Source organism: uncultured Bradyrhizobium sp. (genome assembly GCF_936928535.1).
Taxonomy (GTDB): Bacteria; Pseudomonadota; Alphaproteobacteria; order Rhizobiales; family Xanthobacteraceae; genus Bradyrhizobium.
This window is the reverse complement of the sequence record NZ_CAKZHY010000118.1, coordinates 14355-38713: the sequence shown is the minus strand read 5'-3', so window position 1 is coordinate 38713 and position 24359 is coordinate 14355. Positions and strand designations below refer to the sequence as shown.

Genomic DNA, 24359 nt, shown 5'->3' with positions numbered 1-24359 from the left:
TGTTTGCCAGTCATTGTTCCCCGGCTAACATGGGTCGTCCCGTCGGCCAGAAGGCGTTTGGGGGTACCATGACGATCGAAAAGTGCATCAACGCGTTTGATGTCGATGACGTCATCTTCGAGGAAGGCTCGGCCGGCCGCGAGTTGTTCGTCGTGCTCGACGGCGAGGTCGAGATCGCCAAAATGAACGGCGCCAGCAAGACCAGCATCATCAAGCTCGGCAAGGGCGAATTCTTCGGCGAGATGGCCGTGATCGACGGCTCGGCGCGCTCGGCAACCGCGATCGCATCGGCGCCGAACACGCGCGTCATGCGGATCAACCACGCGCGCTTCGTCTATCTCGTCAGTCAGCAGCCGGCATTCGCGCTGATGGTGATGGACGCGCTATCGAAACGTCTGCGCGCCTCCAACGCGGTCACCTACCGGGCGGCGCAATCATGAGCGAACGCAAGCCGACCGCATTCCCGATCCTGATGAAGAACGACGTCTGCTCGCTGATCCAGGCGGCCGACGACGTCTACCAGATCCGCTTCTCCAACCGCGCCGCCAACGCCTATCTGGTGCGCGGCTCGGCGCGCACCATCCTGATCGATGTCGGCCTGTCCTCGAATTATCCGGCGATGGTGGAGTGCCTGACTTTCGCCGGATGCCCGCCGGAAAAGATCGACATGGTGGTGCTGAGCCACGAGCATCTCGATCACATCGGCGCGGCCTGGCACTTCAACGAGCGCCGGACCTATGTCGCCGCCCACCGGCTCGCCGCCAACAAGATCATGCTGCGCGACGACTTCTCGATGCTGCGCAAGATGTTCAACGAGCCGAACGTGCCGATCAATATCGACATCTGGCTCGAGGAAGGCAATCTCATCGACCTCGGTAATTTCCGCCTCAACGTGATGTATACGCCGGGCCATACCTCGGCCTGCATCACCCTGTTCGAGCAGGACAAGGGCCTGTTGTTCGCTGCCGACACCTTGATGCCAGGCGGCGTGATGGGCGGCGTGTTCGGCTCCGGCAGCATCGCCGACTACATCCAGTCGCTGGAGCGCATCAAGGGGCTGAACACCAAGATCCTGCTGTCGGGGCACGGACGGCTGTCGGACACCCCGCAGGAAGACGTGCGCATTGCCATCGCGCGGTCGCACGGATTGCTCGAGGACACCGCGCAATTGTTCGACGCGCTAGACGCGCGCTCGAACTTCGAGCCGATCATGCAGTCGGTGCGGGATTTGAACAAGCTGGATGATTAGGGTGGTGGCATGGCCGCCAAAGCGCGATGCGAATCGTTGCGCCCTTTCTCCTTGTGGGAGAGGGCAGCTCCGCTGGCGGACACGAACTCTTTCGGGTGAGGGGTCTGTCTCCGCAAGACATATTATTGTGCTGGGATAGAACCCCTCATCCGGCGCTTCGCGCCACCTTCTCCCACAAGGGGAGAAGGAACAACCCTACATCACCACCGGCTTATCCGGCAGCTCATTCGGATGCGCACCCGATGGCGGGAAATACTTTGCCAGCTCCCGCGATACCGCGGCGATGCCACTGGTCACGCCGCGTTCGAACTGGCTCGCGCCGAATTCGGCTTCCATCGCGCGGCAGATCTTCTCCCAACCCGCGGCGCCGACCTTCGCATCGATGCCGCGGTCGGCGATGATCTCGACGTCGCGGTCGGCGAGCAGCAGGTAGATCAGCACGCCGTTGTTGTGGGCGGTGTCCCAGATGCGCAAATGCGAGAACACATCGAGCGCGCGCTCGCGGGCGTGCTGATTGCGGAACAGCGGCCGGCCGTCGAGCGCGCCTTCGACGACGAAGCGGATCTGGCCAGAATGCGTCGCTTCGCTTTGCCTGATCGCCTGCTCGATCCGGTCGAGCACGTCTTGCGGAAACACTTGCTTCGCGCGCCAATGGTGCTGGACCAGATGCCTGGTGATACGCCCAATGCCCATGACTACCAGCTCCCCGAGGCGCCGCCGCCACCAAAGCTGCCGCCGCCCCCGCTGAAGCTGCCGCTGGATGACGAACCGCTGCTCCAGCCTCCGGACGAAGAGCCGCCTGACCACGACCCGCCGCGCGAGGTCCCTGTCGATGCCGGAAACAGATCGGCGATGAAGGACAGGACAAAGCCGATGATTCCGGCCAGCAAGGCCAACGCGCCGGATCCGAGGATAAGCATGGCCAGAAGACCGATCACGCTCCCGGTCGCGACCGAGCCCAGCAACCGCCCCAGCAGCGCGCGCAAGAAGCCGCCGACGATGAGCGAGGCAAACAGCGCGACCGGGAGGAGAGGTCCGATGTCGTCCAGATTGGCAAAGTTCACACTGCGCGAGGGCGCGGGCAACGGTTCACCGTCGACGACGCGCATCATTCGCTCGGCACCTGCCGAGATGCCGCCAGCGAAATCACCCTCCCTGAATTTCGGCGTGATGGCTTCATCGATGATCCGCCGCGAGGTGACGTCGGTGAGCGCGCCCTCGAGACCGTAGCCCACCTCGATGCGCAAGTGCCGGTCGTTCTTGGCGACGACGAGGATCGCGCCGTCGTCGACCTTCTTGCGGCCGATCTTCCAGGCCTCGGCGACGCGGATCGAGAACTGCTCGATCGTCTCCGGATCCGTCGTCGGCACGATCAGCACCGCGATCTGGCTGCCCTTGCGCGCCTCGAAATCGCTGAGCTTCTGCGACAGCGCGGCGATGTCGCTGCTCGACAGCGTGCCGGTACGGTCCACGACGCGGCCGGTAAGCTGAGGGACCGGGACGTCGGCGGCGGCGGGGAAGGCAAAGACGAAGAGCAGCGCGAATGCCACAAGCGCCCGCCACAATCTCGCTGTCATCGCCCGGCTTGACCGGGCGATCCAGTATTCCAGAGACGCCAGCGGATCACCGAGAAGCCGCGGCGTACTGGATTCCCCGCCTGCGCGGGGAATGACAGCGGTGGGTGGGGTGAAGCGCATTCGCAAAACGACGCGCGCTTACTTCGACGGCGCCGGCGCCGGATTGAAATCGACCTTCGGCGCCGTCGAGATCTCCTTCTCATTCTCGACCGTGAAGTTCGCCTTCTCCTTGTAGCCGAACATCATCGCGGTGAGATTGCTCGGGAACGAGCGGATGGTGACGTTGTAGTCCTGCACCGACTTGATGTAGCGGTTGCGCGCCACCGTGATGCGGTTCTCGGTGCCCTCGAGCTGCGACATCAGATCTCTGAACAAGGCGTCCGACTTGAGCTGCGGATAATTTTCCGTGACCACGAGGAGCCGCGACAGCGCGCTGGAGAGTTCTCCTTGCGCAGCCTGGAATTTCTGGAAGGCGGCGGGATCGTTCAGCACCTCCGGCGTTGCCTGGATGCTGCCGACCTTGGCGCGGGCATTGGTGACGCCGAGCAGCACGTCCTTCTCCTGCTGCGCGAAACCCTTCACCGAGTTGACGAGGTTGGGCACGAGATCGGCACGACGCTGATACTGGTTCACCACCTCGGACCAGTTGGCCTTGATCTGCTCATCCTGGCTCTGGATCGCGTTGTAGCCGCAATTGGTGAGGCTGAGCGAAGCCAGCGCGGCCAGCACGGTCAGGATCTTGCGCATCAAATTTCTCCCGGTGGAATCGGCCCGCAAACTACCAGATCGAGCGCATACAACGCCAGATGTCCCGGCAAACAGCGCAACAGGCAGCCGGCTGACGCAAGCCCCTTGCCTATCACCACGCGACATAGTCAACTCGCAGCAAACAAGACGAAAAATGCAGGGAGGCGCGCCATGTCCTCGTTCGAGACCATCCTCGTGGAGCGGCCGGAGCCGGCGATCGCCCGGATCGCGATGAACCGCCCCGATGCGCGCAACGCGCAAAACTTGCAAATGACCTACGATCTCAACGCCGCCTTCGACGAAGCGGTGCAGGACGATACGGTCAAGGTCATCATCCTCGCCGGCAACGGGCCGCATTTCTCATCGGGTCATGACCTTCGCCCCGCGACCAAGAATGCCGCAGGTGTCGATTTTCCGCCGATAGGAAATTGGGGCGGCTTTGCGGAAGCGAACGCGCACGGCCGCTTCGCGCGCGAGCAGGAAATATATCTCCAGATCACGCGGCGCTGGCGCAATCTCGCCAAGCCGACGATTGCGGAAGTGCATGGCAAATGCATCGCCGGCGGCCTGATGCTGGCCTGGGCCTGCGACCTCATCGTTGCCAGCGACGATGCGCAGTTTTGTGACCCGGTCGTGACGATGGGCGTCTGCGGCGTTGAATGGTTCGTGCATCCCTGGGAGCTCGGTCCGCGCAAGGCCAAGGAATTCCTGTTCACCGCCGACTCCTGGGGTGCGCAGGAGGCGCATCAGCTCGGCATGGTCAATCAGGTCGTGCCGCGCGCGGAATTATCGGCACGCGTGCTGGAGCTGGCACGCCGGATCGCGTCAAAGCCGTCCTTTGCGCTGAAGCTGACCAAGGAGGCGGTGAACCGCTCCGTCGACGTGATGGGCCAGCCCGCTGCGATCGACCAGGCCTTCGCCCTGCATCAGCTCTGTCACGCCCACAATCTTCAGGAGTTCGGCATGGTGGTCGATCCGTCGGGCCTGCATCCCTCCGTGCACAAGCCGGCGGCCGCGGAGTAAGCGCCATGGATCTCAATCTCAGTGACGAGCAACGGCTGCTGCGCGAGAGCGCGGAGCGCTTCGTGGCCGAGAGCTACGATGCCGATCACCGCCGCAAGATGGCCGGCGATCCGCTCGGCTTCAGCCCTGCGGTGTGGAAGCAGTTCGCAGAGCTTGGCTGGCTGGCGCTGCCGATCCCGGAAGAGTTTGGCGGCCTCGGCGGCGGCCCGATCGAGATCGGCATCCTGATGGAAGCGTTTGGCCGCGGGCTGGTGTGTGAGCCCTATGTCGCGACGGTCGTGCTTGGTGCCGCGCTGATCGAGCGATGCGGCAGCACGGCGCAGAAGCAGGCGAGCCTGCCCAAGATCGCGGACGGCTCAATGAAGCTCGCCTTCGCGCATTCCGAGCGCGCGGCGCGGTTCGATCTCGCCAAGGTCTCGACATCGGCCACCAAGACGGCGCAGGGCTGGCGTCTGTCGGGCAGCAAGATCGCGGTGCTCGACGGCCATGCGGCCGACGAGATCATCGTCTCCGCGCATCTGCACGATCATCATGGACCCTCGGGGCGGATCGGTCTGTTCCTGGTGCCGGCGACCGCCGCTGGCCTTGCGATCTCCGACTATCCGCGCCTCGGCGGCGGGCGCGCCTGCAACATCGAGCTGCCCGACCTGCATTTGCCGGAGGACGCGCTGCTCGGCGATGGCAGGGACGCGCTGCCGGCGATCGAATGGGCCGTCGATCGCGCCATGGCTGCGCTCGGCGCGGAGGCCGTCGGCATCATGCAGACGCTGCTCGACACCACGCTGGAGTACACCAAGATCCGAAAGCAGTTCGGCCGGCCGCTCTCCGCCAACCAGGTGATCCGCCATCGCCTCGCCGACATGGCGATCCAGGTCGACGAGGCGCGCTCGATGGCACTGCGCGCCGCGCTGAAGGCCGATAGCGCCCCGGTCGAGCGGGCCCGCGCGGCTTCGGCGGCCAAAGCGAAGATCGGCAAATGCGCACGCTTCGTCGGCGAGCAGTCGATCCAGCTTCACGGCGGCATGGGCGTCACCGATGAGCTCGAGGTCGGCGCCTATTTCAAGCGGCTCGTTGCCTTCGACACGCTGTTCGGCGGCACCGCGCACCACTATGCGCGCCACGCCCGGCTTGGCCGCAGCACCGTTTCAGCCTGAGAGGAGCGCCTCATGGATCTCCAGTTCAATGCCGAAGAGCGCGCCTTCCAGAGCGAGGTGCGCGGCTTCATCGCGAAGAATCTCACCGAGGAGATGAAGCGCGCCACCGCGCTGACACCGTCGGTATTCTCCGACCCTGACATCGGCATGGCCTGGCAGCGTGCGCTGCACAGCCGCGGCTGGGGCGCGCCGGGCTGGCCGGTCGAACATGGCGGACCCGACTGGACACCGGCGCAGCGCTGGATCTTCGAGAGCGAATGCGCGCGCGCCGGCGTGCCCAATGTCAACGTGATGGGCGTGAAGATGGTCGGGCCGGTCATCATCGGCTTCGGCAGCCCTGAGCAGAAGAATTTCTATCTGCCGCGAATTCTGTCCGGCGAGGACTATTGGTGCCAGGGCTATTCCGAGCCGGGCTCGGGCTCCGACCTGTCCTCGCTGAAGACGCGCGCGGTGCGCGATGGCGACGACTACGTCATCAACGGCACCAAGATCTGGACCACGCATGCGCACCACGCCAACCGCATGTTCGCGCTGGTGCGCACCAGCGACGGGCCGCGGCAGCAGGATGGCATCAGCTTCATCCTGATCGATATGACGACGCCTGGGATCACGACGCGTCCCATTCTGACCATCGGCGGCGATCACGAGGTCAACCAGGTGTTCTTCGACGACGTGCGCGTGCCCGTCGCCAACCGCGTCGGCGACGAAGGCAAGGGCTGGACCTACGGCAAATATTTGCTCGAGTTCGAGCGCGGCTCCGGCATCGCGTCAGCGAAGCTGCGCGAAGGACTGCGCGCCATCACCGAGCTTGCGGAGTCCGATCTCACGGGACGCGCGATCGACAGCCCCGATATCGCGACCCGCATCTCCGAGGTCGAGGTCGACATCGACGCGCTTGAAATGACCGAGCTGCGCGTGCTCTCGGCGCTCCAGACCGGGCAGAACCCCGGCGCAGTGTCCTCGATCCTGAAGCTGCGCAACAGCGAGATCCGGCAGGCCGTGACGCGGCTAGGCGTCGACGTGATCGGCCACGATGCGCTCGCGGTCGAGACGATGCGCCCGCTCTACAAGCTCAACCACGAGCCCGCGCTGCCCGAGGACATGCTGACGGTCGTGCCGGAATATCTCAACGGTCGCGCCTATACGATCTTCGGCGGCACGTCGGAAATCCAGCGCGACATCATCGCGAAGATGATGTTGGGGATTTAGGGCCGGCGGCGGCTTAGCGATGCGTGCGCCCCACCCTCCGCCGTCGTCCCGGCGAAGGCCGGGACCCATACTCCGCAGCGGGAATGTGACGCGGGATAGTCATAACCGATCTTAGCCAAACTAGACTCGGTGGTTATGGGTCCCGGCCTTCGCCGGGACGACACTTGTGTTTGTTGCGACGATGCGGGCCTATCCCGCCACCTTCGCGTCCTTGATCGCCTTCCAGATCTTCTGCGGCGTCAGCGGCGTATTCAGCTGGGTGATGCCGAGCTCGGCGAGCGCGTCCATCACGCCGTTGGTGACGCAGGGCGGACCGCCGATGGCGCCGGATTCGCCGCAGCCCTTGGCGCCGAGCGGATTGGTGCGGCAGGGCGCGGAATCATCCAGCGTCACCACGATCGGCGGCACGTCGTCGGCGCGCGGGATGCAATAGTCCTGGTAGCTCGCAGTGAGGAGCTGACCGTCGGCATCGTAGGCGACGCCTTCGTACAGCGCCTGGCCAATTCCTTGCGCGACGCCGCCATGAATCTGGCCGGTGACCAGCATCGGGTTCACGGCAACGCCGACGTCGTCGACCGTGGTGTAGCGCACGACCTTGGACACGCCGGTCTCCGGGTCGATCTCGACCTCACAGATATGCGTGCCATTCGGCCAGCTGGGACCATCGACCTCACCTTCGGAATCGACGGTGAGCTTCGCGCCAGCCTCCTTCTCGGCGATATCAAACAGGCTGATGCGGCGGTCGGTGCCGACCACGGTCAGCATGCCGCCCTGATATTCGATATCCTCGACCGAGGTCTCCAGCACGTTGGCCGCCTTCTCGCGCGCCTTCTGAATCAGATCGTTGGAGGACACCGCCACGGCCGTGCCGCCGACGAACAGCGAGCGCGAGCCGACGCTGCCAAAACCCATGGCGAGATCGGTATCGCCCTGCACGACGTCGATCTTGTCCATGGCAATCCCGAGCGTGTCGGAGATCATCTGGGTGTAGGTGGTCTGCAGCCCCTGCCCCATCGCCATGGTGCCGGAATGCAGCACGACACGGCCCTGCGAGGTCGCCTGCAGCGTGACCTTTTCAGTATGGGCGCGGCCGCCGGTCCACTCGATGTAGGATGTGAGGCCACGGCCGTAGAGCAGGCCCTTCTTTTTCGCGGCCTTCTTGCGCGCGGCAAAACCGTCCCAGTCCGCAAGCTTCACGGCGCGATCGAGCATGTGCGCGAAGGCGCCGGAATCGTAAACCTGCCCCGCAGCGTTGGTGTAGGGCAGTTGCGCCGGCTTGATGTAATTCGCCTTGCGGATCGCACGCGGGTCCATGCCGATTTTTCGCGCGGCGGCGTCGAACAGGCGCTCGACGATGAAGACAGCCTCCGGGCGACCTGCGCCGCGATAGGCGCCGACCGGCGCGGTGTGGGTCATCACCGACTTGACCTCGAAATGCACCAGCGGCAGGTCATAGACGCCGGTCTGCACGAACGGCCCGAGCACCAGCGGGATGATGTTGGCAGCGCCCGAGGAATAGGCGCCGGTGCAACCGATCGAGGTGACGCGATAGGCCAGCACCTTGCCCTTCTCGTCCAGCGCGAAGGACGCGGTCGAGGTGAGGTCGCGGCCATGGGTGCCGCCGACGAATTCATCGGTGCGGTCGCCGCGCCAGCGGATCTTCTTGTTCAGCTTGGTCGCGACATAGGCGACGATGCCGTCTTCCGGATAGAGATTGGTCTTCTGGCCAAAGCCGCCGCCGATGTCGCCGACCAGCACGCGCACGCTGTCCTTCGGACGCTTCAGTACCGCTTCGGCGAGCACGTCCCGGGTCGAGGCCGGGGTCTGAGACTGCACATGCAGCAACAGACGGCCGGTCTTCTTGTCGATCTCGGCAATGGTCGAGCGCGGCTCCATCGCGGAGGGCACCAGGCGCTGACTGACGAGATCGAGCTCGACCGTGTGCGCAGCCCTGGCGAAAGCCTCGTCCACCTTCGTGGCGTCGCCATAGCTCATCGCGCCGACGATGTTGTCGGGCGCCTCAGGCCACACCACGGGCGCGCCGGGTTTGACGGCTTCGAGGGGATCGACCACGGCGGGCTGCACGTCGTACTCGACTACGATTGCTTCGGCTGCGCTCTGGGCTTCCGCACGCGACGAAGCCACCACAGCCGCCACGGCTTCGCCGGTGTAACGCACGATTTCATGAGCGAGCAGCCGCCGCGGCGGGACCGTCATCGGCTTGCCGTCAGGGCGCTTGAAGATGTTCAGCGTCGGAATGGTGCCGACGTCGTCCTTGATCAGATCGGCGCCGGTGTAGATCGCGGCGACGGCCGGCATCGATGCTGCAGCGCTGGTATCGATCGAGACGATCTTCGCATGCGCATGCGGCGAGCGCAGCACATGCAGCCACAGCGCGCCATCTTCCGGCTTGTCGTCGATGAACTGTCCCTTCCCGGTGAGCAGCCGCTGGTCTTCCAAACGCTTGACGGGCTGGCCCGCTCCGAAACGCAAATTGCCGGGAAGAATGTTCATTCCGCTGGATCCTCTAAGCCTCAAAGTGCGGCCGCCTTTTAGCGGACCAATTGAGGTCAGACCAGCCGCGGTTTCGGGCGGGATACCTACGATTTCGTCATGCCGTCCTGCAATCCGCGATTCCGTAGGGTGGGCAAAGGCGCTCTTGCGCCGTGCCCACGCACTCAAAATGGTGGGCACGCTACGCTTTGCCCACCCTACGGGACTGATCGTGTCGCGGATGACCGCTCGCTATTCAAGCTCCCTCAACGCCGCTTCCACCACCTTGCGCGCATCCGCGGTCAGCGCGGCCTGCGGCGGGACCGGATCACCGACATCGTAGCCCTGGATGGCAAGGCCGGCCTTGATGCAGGCGGCGAGGTTGAAGCGGGCGAAGGCCTCGTTGATGCGCCACAGCCGGCGCTGCAGCGCCATGGCCTCGTCCCAGCGGCCCGCCTGGCAGAGGTCGTAGAGGGCGACGCTCTGGCGCGGGATGATGCAGGCCGGGCCCGCCATCCAGCCGAGCCCGCCGATCAGCATCACCGCGGCAGGGATATGGGCGGAGGCCGAGAACACGCGCAGGGAATCACCGCAGCGATTCATGATCGAGAGCAGCCGGCCGGTGTTGGTCGAAGCGTCCTTGATGTAACCGATGCGCAGATGCTCGGCGAGACGCGCGATGACGTCGAGCGTGAGGTCGGAGCGCTGGAATTGCGGATTGGTGTAGATGACGACGGGAATGTCCACGGCATCGGCAATGCTGCGGAAATAGGATTCGACCTGGGCGTCATTGAGCGGAAAATACGCCTCGAGGATCGCCAGGATGCCGTCGGCACCAAGCTTTTGATAGGCCCGCGCCTGCGCCACAGCATCGGCTGTCGAGGTGGAGGCGACGCCTGCCACCACAGGCACACGGCCCTTCGCAGCCTCGATCGTGGTCTGCACGACCGCCATGCGCTGCGCGGCATTGAGATAGGCAAACTCGCCGGTCGACCCAAGCGGCGTCAGCCCGTGCACCCCGGCCCCGATCAAATCGTCGCAGAGCCTTGCGAGCACATCCGTCCTCACCGTGCCGTCAGCGCTGACGGGCGAGACCAGATAGGGGAAGACGCCGCGAAAATCGGTCATGTCGGGAATAAATCCGGGAGAAGCTAAGTCCATTCTGGAGTGGTGCGCAGTCCATCGCGGACTAGCATGGGGTCTTGGTGCCAGCAAGCGATCGGCGTTCGAAGAGCATATTTGTGGTTCCGGGATTTGTCCTGCAGCGTTGGCGGGCCTCGTTGTGCTGCGTCGGCCTCGTCCTCGCGCTGTGCCCGCAAATGGCCGAAGCCGGTGAATGCCCCTCGCCGCAATCCGAGATCGCGACCGACCGCCCCGACGTGACCAATTCAAGCCTGGTCGTGCCTGACCGCAGCATCCAGATCGAGAACGGCCTCAACACGTCAGGCCAGAGCGCGGCCAAGGGATTTGACGCCAGCAACAGCCGTCTCCGTTTTGGGGTCGCGCCCTGCCTCGAGGTGCTGGTCGATATTCCGAGCTATGTCGGGCGACTGACCGGCTCGCTCGACACCGGCTTCACCAATATCGTCCCCGCCGTGAAATGGCAGGTCAGCGGACTGCCTGAGCCGGCGAACCTCTCGGTGGTCGCTGGCGTCGGCCTGCCGACCGGCACTCCCGCGATCACAGGCGCGGGCCTTCAGCACTATCTGCAAGTCCCCTGGTCCTACGAGCTTGGCGGCGGCTGGGGCATTAGCGGCATGGTCACCAGCTTCTTCCGGCCATCGGACCTCGCCAATCGCCAGACGAGCGAGGCGACCTTCGTGATCGAGCGGAAGGTCAGCGAGAAGCTGGCGCTGTTCGCCGAATATGTCAGCGATACGCCGTCGCGCGGCGCGAGCACGGCGCTGCTCAATGTCGGCGGCGGCTATCTCCTGAACCGGACCGAGCAGATCGATTTCCACCTGGCTTTCGGCCTGAACCGCAACTCGCCGGACTACATCATCGGCATCGGCTATTCCTACCGGTGGGACGATGTCCTCGGCACGGCGGCGCAACCGCGGGTCCGGCATTGATCGTCTCAGACCGATCGCCTCGAACGTCAGGCAGGCTGACGTCTCTACGCTGACAATCAATAATACTTGACGCCTCCTTGTACATCCTTGCGATGTGAACGACTTCACACTGGACTCTGCCTCGCAGGTCTAGCGTCGCTGACGCTGCAACACGAACGCAGCGATCTCTTAGCGAGGAGACAAGCCATGGAAATTTGCATCAACTTCGGTGGCGCACGGCATTGCTTCTTCCTGCCGATCTATCAGATCCCGGTCAATTGGGGCAGGCCCGGCCCCAATCCGCACAACTACCCCGCCCTATTCCAGGATGCGATGATCCTGGCGGCAGTGTCTAATGTGACGAAACAGATCGTCGACGACAACGTCCGGAAATCAGTCGAGCAAGGCATCACCGCCGGTTTCCAGGCCGCGCAGAAGCACGCCGGCGCCGATGTCTCGATCAACCCCGTGGCACGCGGCTGATCGCACCACATATATGAGCTGTGAGCCGTTCGCGCGAGCGGCTCACACCTTTAGCAGCCGTACCCGCGTGCCCCAGGGATCGACGGCCTCGACGCCGTCAGGCAGCTGCGCGACGCGCGCGCCACCCTTGCGCAAGCGCTCTTCCTGCGCTGCGAGGATGTCCTGTTTCCCCGTCACCAGCGAAAACCAGGCGAGCCCCGTCATCGCGTCGTCGCGCTGGCCGGCGCCCTGGCTCTGCCAGACGTTCATGCCGAGATGGTGGTGATAACGCCCCGATGACAGGAACGCGGCGCCGTTGCGACTGCGGGTCGGGTCGAGGCCAACAGCGCCGTGGTAAAAGCTCTCCGCCTGCGCGAGATCGCCGACGCGCAAATGCATATGGCCGATGCGCATTCCGTCTGGCGCCCTGGCATAGTCGCTGACACGCGTGTTGGTCAGCGACAGCAAATCGGCGACGTTCAGCTCGTCGGTCGTCATCTTCACGCTGCCCTCGCTCCACTGCCATTGCGAGGGATCGCGGTCGGCATAGACCTCGATGCCGTTTCCTTCGGGGTCGTCGAGATAGACGGACTCGCTGACGAGATGATCGGCAAAGCCCGTCAACGGCACGCGATGCGAGGCGGCGTGGACCAGCCAGCGCGCGAGGTCCTTGCGCGTCGGCATCAGGAAGGCCGTGTGGTAGAGCCCGGCGGCGTTGCGCGGCTCGATCGCGGCGTCGGGACGAGCTTCCAGCACCAACAGCGCGACACCTGCCGTGCCGAGCCTGGCGGCGGTGCTCGAACGCTCCATCACGGTGAGCCCGATCACGTCGCGGTAGTAATCGGCCACCTTGTCGAGATTTTTCACCCGCAACGTCACTATGCCGATCCGCATCGGCGTGCGGCTGGCATAGGTCGGCCCACCGCCTTGCGGATTGCCCTCGGCACGCGCCGCGCCGACCGCAGCCATCGCCAGCGAGCCGGCGCCGGCGAGTTGAAGCAGAGTGCGGCGGGTGAGGTCGATGGTCATTGGTCGGGGCTCGCTGAAAATGGTCTGAAGCCGTCAGGTGCAATTGTGAGATTGCTACACGTTCCCGTGAGCGGCTCCCAATCACATGTTCGTCGGCGGTGGCTTGGGGCGGACTGGCCACCCGGCCAGTTTCACAATCGCCCGCGAGGTACCAGATTGAGGGCAGCTTAAGGAGCCTTCCATGACCGACCTCACTCCACTCACCTTGCTGTCATCAGCGCTCGCGGATGTCGTGTCGCGCATCGCGCCGTCCGTCGTCTCCGTCCATTCGCATCGCTCGCGCTCGACCGGTTTCGTCTGGAAGCCCGGCCTGATCGTCACCGCCGACGAGCCGTTGGCCGACGAAGGCGATGTCCAGATCACCCTTGCCGACGGCAGCACAGTCGCCGCCGCGATCGTCGGCCGCGACCATACGACCGATATCGCCCTGCTGCGCGCTGATACCAACATCGCCCCGGTCAAGCTGGCCACGACGGTGCCTGCTCTCGGTGCGCTGTCCGTCGTGGTCGCCACCATCAGCGATGCGCCGAGTGCGGCGCTCGGAATGGTGTCCGTCTCGGGCCAGGGCTGGCGTTCCCTGCGTGGTGGCGAGATCGACGCACGGATCGAGCTCGACGTTCGCCTGCGTCCCCGCCAGGAAGGCGGCCTTGCCGTCGATGCTTCGGGCGAGGCTTTCGGCATGGCCGTGCTCGGGCCACGGCGGGTACTCGTGATCCCCGCGGCGACGATCGAACGCGTCGCCGCACAGCTCGAGACGCGCGGCCGCATTGCGCGGGGGTATCTCGGGCTCGGGCTGCAGCCGCTGCGGCTCGATGACGGCATCGGCGCAATGGTGATGAATGTCGACAAGGCCGGCCCCGCGGCCGCGGCGGGCATCCGTCAGGGCGACGTGATCGTGGCGGTCAACGACCAGAAGCTCTCCGGCGTGCGCGCGCTGTTGCGGACACTGGGACCCGCAAGCGTCGGCCGGGTGGTCGATGTCGCGGTCCGCCGCGGCGGCGAACCGGCGAGCTTCAGGGTGACGATCGGCGAGAGGCCCGAGGCGTGAGCGAGGACAACGCGCCTGACATCGTGCTGTCGCTCGAGATCGACGATCCCGCACTGGCCGACCGCCTCGCGAAGCTGCTCGGCAGTGTCGCGGGGCTTCGCCTTGCTGCGTCCGGGGAGGCCGCCAATGCGACGATCGTCGCCCGCGATCCTCGCGGCATGCCCGAGGACATCGCGCTGACGCAGCGCGAGCTCGACGTGCTGGCGCTGATGGCCGAAGGCGCCTCCAACAAGATGATCGCGCGCCAGCTCAACATCTCCGTGCATACCGTGAAATTCCACGTCGGCTCGCTGCTCGACAAGCTGGATGCAACTGGCCGCACCGACGCGGTGGCGCATGCGGCGCGCCGCGGCGTGATCGAGCTGTAGGATCATGAGGGAGATCGTGTGATCACTGCTCCTTCAGGGCCGTGATCCGCGCCTTCAGAGCGGCGGCCCCGACTGCCCCGGGGATAACGCTGTCGCCGACGACGTAGCCGGGCGTGCCGTTGATTCCGAGCGCCGAAGCAAGGCGCATGTTTTCCTGAAGCGCGTCGTTCACCTCGGCGCTCGCCGCATCCTTATCGAGTTCGCCTGCGTTGAAGCCAAGGTCAGCGGCGACCGTGAGCGCCGCGGCACGATCGACCCGTCCTTGCGTCGCCAGGAGGCGACGATGAAACTCGAGCGACTCGGCGGCACTCGGATGATGCATCTGTAGCGCGATGGCGACCTTTGCAGCTTCGACGGAATCGGGCCCCAGGATCGGAAGCTCCTTGAGCACGATGCGCAGACCGGGCTCGTCGGAAATCAGCGCGAGCGTATCGCCGAGCGCCTTGCGGCAGTAGGCGCAATTGAAGTCAAAGAACTCGACCACGGTACGGGCACCTTCTGCGGCGCCGACCGTCGTCTGGAGCGGCGCGGAGTACAGCGCCTTGGCGTTGTCAGTGATCGCCTGCCTGGCACTGGCAGAAGCTGCCGTTTGCGTTGCCTGCGCCGCGGCACTTCGCTTGGCGACCAGCGCCAGCAGCGCGTTGCGCAGCGCCTCCGGATGGTCGGCGAGGTACTTCTGGATCGCCGGGCCCAGGGCTTCCGGATGTGTCGCGAGATATTGCTGGATGGCATCATCCACATCTGCGCGCTGCATCTGGGCATGCCCCGTCGCCGGCATCGCGATTGCAGCCGCGACGAGCGCGCCGGCCGCCAGCTTAGTCAATCCAATCATCGCTCGGTTCTCCTCACAGCTCATTTGCTTCGAAACGCGCCCGATCTCCGGGCCACGCAGACAATCATCCTAGCGCCCTCTTTCCAGCGGAACTGGCGCCACCCGGCCCGGCGCCACCCGGCCCGGCGCAAGCGGGGCGGTGTGGCCGCGCCCGATCGGCCAGCAGCGTTGGCCCAGTGGCCCCGGCACCGTTCCCGGCGGGCAGTTGATTGGGCCAGGCGCACGCTCGCCCGACGGTCTCTGTGTCGATGGCTGACGCGGTTTGGGCGTAGGCGTCGGAATTGGCGTGATCGGCGATGGCGTGGGCCTGCGCGCGACGCAGGCGCCTTTCTCGTCACGCGTCTCGCCCGGCGCGCAGATCTGCGGCGGGAATGATTTCTTCTCGCTTTGCGCAAGGCATTGCCGGCGATCGTTTGGATTGACCGCGGTCGGACAACATTCGCCGGTTGTCGTCAGGTTGCCGGCCGCGCAGCACTTGCCCGCCACGGTCGGGACATAGCCTGCGGCGCAGCAGAAGGATATTTTGGGAATCTTGAAGGTCGTCTGGCAGTGCGTTCCGTCTGCGCTCGGCTTCTGGCCGATCGGACAGCAGACTCCGCCCGCGGTCGCCTGGCTCTTCAGGCAACACTTGCCGCCGGTTTTCACATAGCCGGGTGAACAGCAGTCGAGACATATTTTGCTTGGAATCTTTGGCGTGAACGGCTGGCACATGCCGTTGACCAGAGCGTCGGCGCAGCAGAGCTGCGTGCCGCCTGATCCGGAATAGATGTGGTCGTTCTCGCAGCATTCGTGGTTGGGACCAATCGCGGTCTGAGTGTTTCCGCACATCACCTTGGCAATGTTGGTGGACGGAATCGAGGAGCCGCCGCCGCTCGAACACGCGCCGCCGGGTCCGAGATCGACGGGCGAACAGCACTTGCCGTTGACGAGTATCTCCGACTGCGCACATCCGGAGGCGCAGGCGCCTTTGCTCCATACCTGATTGACGGCACAGAGCTGCGTACCCGGTGGATTGCACACATGCGTTTGACAGGTCCGGAAGTTTGGCGGCGGCAGCGGCACGCCGACGGGGAGCATGCCGGGTGGGAGCTGCGCGGGCTGCACGCCGCAGGCGCGCAGGATGGCGATGTCTCCGAGATGTCCGCGCGCGGACAGATCGGGCGGCGCATCGGCATAGTCGATGAAATAGCTGAGCCGCGGCGACTCGGCGTCGCGCTTGATCCGCCAGATCGGATTTCCCTGCAATCCGTCGATCGCGACCGCATCCGGCTGACCAATCTGCGCGGCGAGCTGGGGGTCGGTAGCGTGGCGCAATTGTTCGCCGGTGGTCCAGAGGAAGCCGCCGCAGGAGCGCGGATTGATGTTGCCGCGCTCGTCGTAGCTGTAGCCGATCGCGACGCCGCCATTGTCGTTGCGGAAATTTCCGGGGAAACCAATCGCATATTCATCCGGCGCCGCCTGCCAGATCGGCTGCTTCGCGGCCGTCACACCGATCACGGTGTAGCGCAGCACGCGGCCGATCGACGGCACTGTCAGTGCCTCGAAATCCTGGGCGCCGGTTGGCGCCGCCCGCTCGGCGAGATAGATCCGACCTTCGTCGTCGAAAGTGATGCCCGAGATCTCCGTGGGGCCGGCAGCCGGCGGCACCACGATTTCGATCCTGATATCGGTGCCGAACGAGCCGTCCGGCTTGAGACCGACCGACCAGACGCGCAGGCCTTCGGCGACCGCGTAGTAGAGGCGGCGGTCGCGCACGGCAAGGCCGAACACCCGCCGTCCCGGCGCGGCGTACCCCCAAGTCTCCGGCCGCGCACTGTCGAATTGCGGGCTCGTAATGTCTACGATGGAGGCCGTTTGCGCGACCTGCGCAAGTCCAACGGCGGAGGTTCCGGATACGCCATGATCGTAGGTGCCAAGATCGGCGCCGTTGGCGCCGAAGCGGTGGATGAGGCCGGTCTCGCGGTCAGCGACGAACAGCGATTTCGTGGCACGATCGTAGGCGAGCGCACCGAGGGCCGCGCCCGAGTTGGCCTTTCCGCCGGTTGTGACGTTGGCAAACAGTCCGACTTCGCCTGTGAGGCCGCTGATCTTCCAGATGGAGCCTGGTCCACCTGCCGGCCCCCACTGCGCCGACATGAAGGTCGCACCGTTCGTCCCTGTTCTGACATGCTGTGACTTGCCATCGCCTCCTGGCGCGACGATCGAGAGCCCGTAGGCCGAAGTCGCCGCGACATAGATGTTGGCGGGCGATCCGTCGTCCAGCGCGATGCCGAACACCTGACCGATCCACTTTGCGCTCACCGTGAACGGCTTCGGTGCGCCGACGAGCTGCGCCTCGGGCGGGCCGCCCATGCGGCTCAAGTCGACGACGCGCAGCGACGGCCCCTCGGAATCGATGAAAGTTCGCGCGTCAGCATCCTGCCCTGGCTCCATCTCGAACGGGCGGAGAGCGCCGGAAAATCCGGTAACTGCCGCCTGGCCGGGCGCGTAGACGCCACGCGGCGCCTGGGCCGAGGCTGCGTTGCCAAGCACGAGAGCAAGGCTCGCTGCGAGCACGATGCGCCGCAGCGCGCGGAAGCTGGTTGCGATCGATGTGTATCGGTGAGGCGTCATGAGTGGGCCTCACTTCACGATCTGCTTCGGCACGCAGGTGCCGCTGTTGGTATCGGGTATGGTTCCCACCGGACAGCATTGCCCGCAGGACGTCATCTGCGAAGGATTGCAGCAGCTGCCATCGAACGCCATGCCCTGGGTTGGATCGGAGCATGGAGTGATGCATTCGCCGGTCAGGCTCATGCGTGTCTGTCCATCAGGACACTTTGGCGGCGGACACATGCCGAACGGCTGCCAGCCGAAGTTCGCAGGCTGGTTGGAATTGTAGCAGAGACACTGCGAGATGCCGCTCGGCAGCGTCGCACCGGGATAGGTCTGATGATCCGGATTGTCCGCCTCATACGGACAGTCGCAGGAGAAGATCCAGCGCTGCCAATCGCTGTCGGGATTGGGAATCTGGTGCCAGGCGGGTGTCATCGGCTTGGGGCAGAAGCACGATATGATCGGATCGCAGCCTGTGTCCTCCGCGGTCGGAGGCAGCTGGATAGCCAAAGTGCCTTGGGGCGAATCGATCTTGGCTACTGAAGAGCGGGTATTGTAGTACTCGCCTCCGTTCTGCCAGTTTCCATTCGTGTTGGAGATCGAGCCCTTGGGAAAGCAGGCCTCGTTCCAATAGCCGTGGTGGTTGGGGTCCGTGCAGCCCTTGACGTCGACCGAGGGGCAGGAAGCCGTCTGCGGCGCGGGTCGCGTGCAGTTGCAGCCTTGGCCGAACCAGTCGCACATCACCTCCTCAGCGCATTGGCCGATGTCGAAGCCGAACGAGTTGGTGGCCTGTTCGGTTTCGCAAGAGCAGTGCACGACCTTGGCCGCAGAACCGACACTCGAGAGTTCGCTGGAGAGGTCCCCGAGCACCTCCTTGGCGATCGCATTGCCGAATATGGTGTTCAGCAAGCCGACGATCTTGTCGGCATCGCCCTGTGCCTCCTTGCAGAACTGATTGACGAGGGCTTGTCCCTTGCCCGTATCAGATCCTTCCAAGGCGACGCCCGCGAGGGCTGCATCCAGCGCGACCGCCGCGGCACAGGCCTCCTCGCTGTCGCAGACCGACTTGCAATCCCATGTTGCCTGCAATGTTCCGAAGATGCCATTTCCGAGATCGTGGAGGCTGCATCCGGCCTGCGCGGGCGACGCGAGCATCGTCATGACCGCGAGAACCGCTACGCTTGGAGTCCGCCAGCCTGCTGGAAATCGCATGATCACCGCCCCGGGCCATGACTTTATTTTCACAGCCTAGGACAACATTCGCCGGCTCAAATTGAGGTGGCTCAATGAGCGCGTGACGTGAGAATGCGCGATTGGCACCCACGCACCTCTACGCCGCGGGTGACGGAAATCGAAGCTCGACAACAAGTCCTGGTGCGTTGTCGCGCAACGCAGCGTCGGCGCCATGAAGCCGCGCGACCGCGGCGACGAGGCTGAGGCCGAGGCCGTTACCCGGGGTGTAGCGGCTCTGCTCGAGCCGATAAAAGCGTTTGAACACGTGATCGCGCTGGTCAGCCGGAATGCCCTCGCCGTCGTCGGCAATCGTGATCGAGGCGCCACTGTCGGTGCCTTGGCAGATCACCGCAACCTTCCCGCCCGGGCGACCATGCTTGATGGCGTTGTCGACGAGATTGGCGATCGCATCGAACAGCAGGTCGCGGTCACCAGTCACCGCGACCTCGCGGTCACCAGTGAGGCTCAGGCGCGTCGCGACCTGCTCGGCGGCGGCGTCGTAGAGCTCGACGACCTCGCCGGCGATCTCGGCAAGATTGAGCGGGCGAAACGCGCTGCGGCGGGCGCGGGTCTCGATCTCCGAGATCCGCGTGATCGAGGCGAACATGCCGAGCACGGCATCGAGGTCGGCGATGGTGTCGCCGATCAGGGCGGCATCGGCCTCGTCGTTGCGCGGCGCATGATAGGCCTTTTCCAGCCGGCCCCGCATCCGCGTCAGCGGCGTGCGCAGATCGTGGGCGACATTGTCGCTGACCTGCTTGACCTCGCCCATCAGCGTCTCGATGCGGTCGAGCATCTGGTTGAGGTTTTCGGCGACGCGGTCCCACTCGTCATGGCTGCCGCGCAGGGGAATACGCCGGTCAAGGCCCGAGAGCATGATAGCCCGGCTGGTGGCGTTGATCTCCTCGATCCGCCCGACCGTACGCCGCGTCACCAGCACGGCCGCGACGCCCGACAGCACGACGAGCAGCACGGCGACTGCGATCATCGCGAACTCGAGCATCGCAACGAAGCCAGAGTGGTCGCCGACGTCGCCGACCCGGCTCCGCACATAAGCCAGCGTGCCGAAATAGACATAGGCCATGATCGCCGCGACGATCAGGCCGAAGACCGCAATCGCGATCAACGCCAGGCGGAAGGTCGAGGACCGAAGCGTGTCAAGCAGGAGCACGGAGGCAATATCCGATGCCGCGGATGGTGTGGATCAATGGATAGGCCTGGGCATCGTCGACCTTGCGGCGGACGCGTCCGACGTAGACGTCGATGATGTTGGTGGAAGGATCGAAATGCAGATCCCAGACATGCTGGAGCAGCATCGCGCGGGAGACGACGCGGCCTTCGTTGCGCACGAGATATTCGAGCAACTGAAATTCGCGCGGCAGCAGCGGGATCTTGCGGCCGCGGCGGCTGGCATTGCGCGCGATCAGATCGACGGCGAGATCGCCGACGCGCAGGATGGTTTCCTTGGCGATGGTCTCGCTGCGGCGACCGAGCGCCTCGAGGCGCGCCAGCAGCTCGACGAAGGAAAACGGCTTGACGAGGTAATCGTCACCGCCGGCGCGCAAGCCGCGCACGCGATCGTCGACCTCGCCGAGCGCGGAGATGATCAGGAACGGCGCGGCAACGCCGTCGTCGCGCATCTGCCGCATCACGGTGATGCCGTCGATGTCGGGCAGCATGCGGTCGATGGTAATCACGGCATAGTCGCGCGCGACGCCGTGGCTGAGCGCTTCGCGCCCCGTGGCGGCAAGATCGACCTCATAACCTGAGGTCGTCAATTCCTCGACAAGCTGGCCTGCGGTTTCCGGATCGTCCTCGACGACGAGGATGCGGCGATGGCCTCCGGTCATGACAAACTCCGCGCGACGATCGCCACCAGATTATCCCGTTCCGGGGCTGAGCGGAACCACCCGGTGGCGATCGCGACAATGGTGCGGTCCGGCGATGCTAGTACCAATTGTCCCCGCACACATTGACCCATTGCCACCCGTGGGGCGTCCAGTTCCTGCGCCAACAGCCGTCGTCGTAATAGTTGGAATAGTAGAAGGGCGCGCCGAACACGGCGAAACGGCGGAAATGACGGTGGCGGAAGAAGAAGGCGTGACGGCCGATGAAAGGCCCGCGATGCCAGCCGGCGCTGGCGAAATGCGGCCCGATCGCAGCATGCGCAAAGTGCACGCCGCCGAAACCAGGTCCACTGATGCCGGGTCCGCCGACATGGGCGAAGCGGGCGCCGCCGAAGCCTGGTCCACCGATATGGGCGAAATGTGCACCGCCCATGCCGCCGACATGCATGCCGCCGAAGCCGCCGGCGCGCATGCCGCCGCCGGCGAAGTGGCCTCCGCCGCCAAAGCCGCCGTGACCGCCGCCTCCGCCGCCACCCCGGGCCAGCACCGGTGAAGCCAGCGCCATCGCCGCAGCAATCGCCACCGCAGCGAGGCCTTTGAGAAGCCTGTTGTCCATCGAAGCATCCTCCGTGCTGTGCGGCGATATGCCCGCTGCACCGGAGGGATCAGAGAGGAACGGACAAGCCGCTTCAACTTACAAAGGCGCTAGATTCTGACGCGGATGTTAGGGAGGCGCTGCTCTCTCGCTCCTCGCCCCGTTCTTACGGGGAGAGGGTGGGGTGAGGGGCTGCTTCCGCGAATTCGATCTTGATTTTGAAGCTACTGCAAACCGGAGTCGGATGGACAGTTGATCCGGCTCACAAATTGCCCTGCCCCTCACCCGGAATCCGCGCTACGCGCGAATTCCGACCTCTCCCCGCAGAAGGGCGGGGAGAGGTAAAGCTCACGCCCGCTTGCCGTTGTTCTTCTCCGCCGCGCGCCGCATCGCCTCGGCGAGCGCGCCGCCGCCGCCCGATGATTCCGGCTTGCGCGGAGCCGACGAGGTCATGCGGGCCGGGTTGCGCTGGCTGTTGTCGCGCTGCATGCCCGGCGCATCCTTCTTGGCTCCGACCTCGTCGTCGAGACGCAAGGTCAGCGAGATGCGCTTGCGGGCGACCTCGAAGTCCAGCACCTTCACTTTGACGATATCGCCGGGCTTCACCACCTCGCGCGGATCCTTGATGAAGTTCTTGGACATCGCCGAAATGTGAACGAGCCCGTCCTGATGCACGCCGATGTCGACGAAGGCGCCGAAGGCGGCGACGTTGGTCACGGTGCCCTCCAGGATCATGCCCTTCTGGAGGTGCTTGATCTCCTCGACGCCCTCCTTGAACACCGCGGCCTTGAAGGCCGGACGCGGGTCGCGGCCCGGCTTTTCCAACTCCTTCAGAATGTCGGTGACGGTCGGCAGACCAAAGGTCTCGTCGACGAAATCTTTCGGCTTCAGCGTGCGCACGATCTCGCTCGAGCCGATCAGCGCCTTGATGTCGCTCTTGGTGGCCGCGAGGATGCGGCGCACCACCGGATAGGCTTCCGGATGCACGCCGGAGGCATCGAGCGGGTCTTCGCCACCAAGGATACGCAAGAAGCCCGCGCACTGCTCGAACGCTTTCGGACCCAGGCGCGGCACTTCCTTCAGCGCCTTGCGCGACTTGAACGGGCCATTGGCGTCGCGATGCGCGACGATGCTCTGGGCGAGCCCTGAACCGACGCCCGACACGCGAGCGAGAAGCGGTGCCGAGGCAGTATTGACGTCGACGCCAACCGCGTTCACGCAGTCTTCGACCACCGCATCGAGCGACTTTGCGAGCTTGGCCTGGCCAAGGTCGTGCTGGTACTGGCCGACGCCGATCGCCTTGGGCTCGATCTTGACGAGCTCGGCGAGTGGATCCTGCAGACGACGGGCGATCGAGACCGCACCGCGCAGCGTGACGTCGAGGCCGGGCAGTTCTTCGGAAGCAAAGGCCGAGGCGGAGTAGACCGACGCGCCGGCTTCGGACACCACGATCTTGGACATCTTCAATTCGGCGAGACCCTTGACGAGATCGCCTGCGAGCTTGTCGGTTTCGCGCGAGGCGGTGCCGTTGCCAATCGCGATCAGCTCGACTTTGTGCTTCATCGCGAGCCGGCCCAGCGTCGCCAGCGACTCGTTCCACTGCCGCTGCGGCTCGTGCGGATAGATCACGGCGGTATCGACCACCTTGCCGGTCGCATCCGTCACGGCGACCTTGACGCCGGTGCGGTAACCGGGATCGAGGCCCATGGTGGCGCGGGTGCCGGCGGGCGCCGCCAGCAGGAGATCGCGCAGGTTCGAGGCGAACACGCGCACGGCCTCGGTCTCGGCCGCATTCCACAGCCGCATGCGCAGGTCGATGTTGAGGTGTACCTGGATCTTGGTGCGCCAGGCCCAGCGCACGGTGTCGATCAGCCAGCGGTCGCCGGCGCGCTTGAGGTCGGCGATGCCGAACCGCTTCATGATCTTCAGCTCGTAGGCGCCGGGAACGCCGGCGGGCGGCGCTTCCTCGGCCTGGATCTGAAGATCGAGGATCTCTTCCTTCTCGCCGCGGAACATCGCGAGGATGCGATGCGAGGGCAGTTTCGTCAGTGGCTCGGAGAAGTCAAAATAGTCGGCGAATTTTTCGCCCTCGGTCTTCTTGCCCTCGCGCACCTTGGAGGCCATGCGCGCATTGGTCCACATCTCCTCGCGCAGCGCGCCGATCAGGTCGGCGTCCTCGTCGAAGCGCTCGACCAGGATGGCGCGGGCGCCATCGAGCGCAGCCACGGCGTCCGCAACGCCCTTCTCGGCATTGACGAAGCCTTCGGCGATGACCTTCGGATCGTTGGCGGGCTCAGCCATCAGCTTGACGGCGAGCGGCTCGAGGCCGGCTTCCTTGGCGATCTCCGCCTTGGTGCGGCGCTTCGGCTTGAACGGCAGGTAGATGTCTTCCAGGCGCGCCTTGCTGTCGGCGGCCATGATCGAGGCCTCCAGTGCGGCATCGAGCTTGCCCTGCTCGCGGACCGATTCGAGGATGGCCTTGCGGCGGTCTTCGAGCTCACGCAGGTAAACCAGGCGTTCCTCGAGGGTCCGCAATTGCGCGTCGTCGAGCGCACCGGTCGCTTCCTTGCGGTAGCGCGCGATGAAGGGAACCGTGGCGCCGCCGTCAAGCAGCGTCACCGCCGCCTCGACCTGCTCCGCCCGTACCCCAAGCTCCTGCGCAATCTTCTGGTTGATATTTGCCACGCGAGATTTCCTCTTGATCCAAGCACGCGACGCAGACCGAAATCCGGCCGCGGGACGCCGCTTATGGACCAACCGGGGTTGATTCATCAAGGTGCGGCGGGCGGCCGTCGACAGAGGATTTTTTATAGAACCGATGCGATCCCGCCACAATCGTGGGGATGG

The 24359-nt window shown here is 65.0% G+C and carries 22 protein-coding genes; 9 read left to right on the top strand and 13 right to left on the bottom strand.

Going from position 1 to position 24359, the window contains the following annotated elements; translation table 11 throughout:
- Window positions 1–68 precede the first annotated feature (68 nt).
- Complete coding sequence (locus Q0687_RS23800; protein ID WP_298882165.1) at window positions 69–440, top strand: cyclic nucleotide-binding domain-containing protein; 372 nt, start codon at window positions 69–71, stop codon at window positions 438–440.
- On the top strand, window positions 437–1249 hold the full coding sequence (locus Q0687_RS23795; RefSeq protein WP_298882162.1) for an MBL fold metallo-hydrolase: 813 nt from the start codon (window positions 437–439) through the stop codon (window positions 1247–1249). The genes Q0687_RS23800 and Q0687_RS23795 overlap by 4 nt, the downstream gene beginning before the upstream one ends.
- Window positions 1250–1444: 195 nt before the next feature.
- Here the strand turns inward: Q0687_RS23795 and Q0687_RS23790 are convergent, their stop codons facing one another.
- The 3 genes from Q0687_RS23790 to Q0687_RS23780 all read right to left on the bottom strand — a co-directional run bounded on the left by Q0687_RS23790 (window position 1445) and on the right by Q0687_RS23780 (window position 3573).
- Window positions 1445–1942: a TPM domain-containing protein gene (locus Q0687_RS23790; RefSeq protein WP_298882159.1), complete on the bottom strand. Its 498-nt coding sequence runs from the start codon at window positions 1940–1942 to the stop codon at window positions 1445–1447.
- Between the two features lie 2 nt (window positions 1943–1944).
- On the bottom strand, window positions 1945–2826 hold the full coding sequence (locus tag Q0687_RS23785; RefSeq protein WP_298882156.1) for a YgcG family protein: 882 nt from the start codon (window positions 2824–2826) through the stop codon (window positions 1945–1947).
- A 138-nt stretch (window positions 2827–2964) separates the two neighbouring features.
- Window positions 2965–3573 (bottom strand): LemA family protein, encoded by a 609-nt coding sequence (locus Q0687_RS23780; protein WP_298882153.1) that lies wholly within the window; start codon window positions 3571–3573, stop codon window positions 2965–2967.
- Between the two features lie 171 nt (window positions 3574–3744).
- Here Q0687_RS23780 and Q0687_RS23775 point away from each other — a divergent pair, with 171 nt between their 5' ends.
- Genes Q0687_RS23775 through Q0687_RS23765 form a run of 3 tightly spaced genes read left to right on the top strand, consistent with a single transcriptional unit; the run spans window position 3745 to window position 6959 of the window.
- Complete coding sequence (locus tag Q0687_RS23775; protein WP_298882150.1) at window positions 3745–4596, top strand: enoyl-CoA hydratase; 852 nt, start codon at window positions 3745–3747, stop codon at window positions 4594–4596.
- Window positions 4597–4601: 5 nt separating this feature from the next.
- Window positions 4602–5750, top strand: coding sequence for an acyl-CoA dehydrogenase (locus tag Q0687_RS23770; RefSeq protein WP_298882147.1), 1149 nt, complete (start codon window positions 4602–4604; stop codon window positions 5748–5750).
- Between the two features lie 12 nt (window positions 5751–5762).
- Complete coding sequence (locus Q0687_RS23765) at window positions 5763–6959, top strand: acyl-CoA dehydrogenase family protein (protein WP_298882144.1); 1197 nt, start codon at window positions 5763–5765, stop codon at window positions 6957–6959.
- 189 nt (window positions 6960–7148) lie between these two features.
- Here Q0687_RS23765 and Q0687_RS23760 read toward each other — a convergent pair whose 3' ends face one another.
- The gene (locus Q0687_RS23760) at window positions 7149–9473 is read right to left on the bottom strand and encodes a xanthine dehydrogenase family protein molybdopterin-binding subunit (RefSeq protein ID WP_298882141.1); all 2325 of its coding nucleotides are present in this window, start codon (window positions 9471–9473) and stop codon (window positions 7149–7151) included.
- Window positions 9474–9704: 231 nt separating this feature from the next.
- Window positions 9705–10580, bottom strand: coding sequence for a dihydrodipicolinate synthase family protein (locus Q0687_RS23755; RefSeq protein ID WP_298882138.1), 876 nt, complete (start codon window positions 10578–10580; stop codon window positions 9705–9707).
- A 113-nt stretch (window positions 10581–10693) separates the two neighbouring features.
- Here Q0687_RS23755 and Q0687_RS23750 point away from each other — a divergent pair, with 113 nt between their 5' ends.
- Both Q0687_RS23750 and Q0687_RS23745 read left to right on the top strand, forming a co-directional pair.
- Complete coding sequence (locus Q0687_RS23750) at window positions 10694–11524, top strand: transporter (protein WP_298882135.1); 831 nt, start codon at window positions 10694–10696, stop codon at window positions 11522–11524.
- A gap of 186 nt (window positions 11525–11710) precedes the next feature.
- A complete protein-coding gene (locus Q0687_RS23745; RefSeq protein ID WP_298882132.1) occupies window positions 11711–11986 on the top strand; it encodes a hypothetical protein in 276 nt (91 codons plus the stop codon).
- A gap of 42 nt (window positions 11987–12028) precedes the next feature.
- Here Q0687_RS23745 and Q0687_RS23740 read toward each other — a convergent pair whose 3' ends face one another.
- Window positions 12029–12994 (bottom strand): VOC family protein, encoded by a 966-nt coding sequence (locus Q0687_RS23740; protein WP_298882129.1) that lies wholly within the window; start codon window positions 12992–12994, stop codon window positions 12029–12031.
- 181 nt (window positions 12995–13175) lie between these two features.
- Between Q0687_RS23740 and Q0687_RS23735 the strand changes: the two genes are divergently transcribed.
- The gene (locus Q0687_RS23735; protein ID WP_298882126.1) at window positions 13176–14042 is read left to right on the top strand and encodes a S1C family serine protease; all 867 of its coding nucleotides are present in this window, start codon (window positions 13176–13178) and stop codon (window positions 14040–14042) included.
- Complete coding sequence (locus Q0687_RS23730) at window positions 14039–14410, top strand: helix-turn-helix transcriptional regulator (protein WP_298882123.1); 372 nt, start codon at window positions 14039–14041, stop codon at window positions 14408–14410. Before Q0687_RS23735 ends, Q0687_RS23730 begins: the two co-directional genes overlap by 4 nt.
- A 22-nt stretch (window positions 14411–14432) precedes the next feature.
- On the opposite strand, the gene Q0687_RS23725 is transcribed toward Q0687_RS23730, so the two are convergent.
- The 7 genes from Q0687_RS23725 to Q0687_RS23695 all read right to left on the bottom strand — a co-directional run bounded on the left by Q0687_RS23725 (window position 14433) and on the right by Q0687_RS23695 (window position 24197).
- Window positions 14433–15242 carry a DsbA family protein gene (locus Q0687_RS23725; RefSeq protein ID WP_298882121.1) on the bottom strand — a complete coding sequence of 270 codons (810 nt, stop codon included), beginning with the start codon at window positions 15240–15242 and terminating at the stop codon, window positions 14433–14435.
- Between the two features lie 69 nt (window positions 15243–15311).
- Window positions 15312–17855, bottom strand: coding sequence for a hypothetical protein (locus Q0687_RS23720; protein WP_298882118.1), 2544 nt, complete (start codon window positions 17853–17855; stop codon window positions 15312–15314).
- A 9-nt stretch (window positions 17856–17864) separates the two neighbouring features.
- Entirely contained in the window at window positions 17865–18998 is a 1134-nt protein-coding gene (locus tag Q0687_RS23715) for a hypothetical protein (protein WP_298882116.1), read from the bottom strand.
- 169 nt (window positions 18999–19167) lie between these two features.
- Window positions 19168–20241 (bottom strand): HAMP domain-containing sensor histidine kinase, encoded by a 1074-nt coding sequence (locus tag Q0687_RS23710; protein WP_298882113.1) that lies wholly within the window; start codon window positions 20239–20241, stop codon window positions 19168–19170.
- Window positions 20228–20920, bottom strand: coding sequence for a response regulator transcription factor (locus tag Q0687_RS23705; RefSeq protein WP_298882110.1), 693 nt, complete (start codon window positions 20918–20920; stop codon window positions 20228–20230). Before Q0687_RS23705 ends, Q0687_RS23710 begins: the two co-directional genes overlap by 14 nt.
- A 97-nt stretch (window positions 20921–21017) precedes the next feature.
- On the bottom strand, window positions 21018–21533 hold the full coding sequence (locus tag Q0687_RS23700; protein ID WP_298882108.1) for a hypothetical protein: 516 nt from the start codon (window positions 21531–21533) through the stop codon (window positions 21018–21020).
- A gap of 327 nt (window positions 21534–21860) precedes the next feature.
- A complete protein-coding gene (locus tag Q0687_RS23695) occupies window positions 21861–24197 on the bottom strand; it encodes a Tex family protein (RefSeq protein ID WP_298882106.1) in 2337 nt (778 codons plus the stop codon).
- Window positions 24198–24359 lie beyond the last annotated feature (162 nt).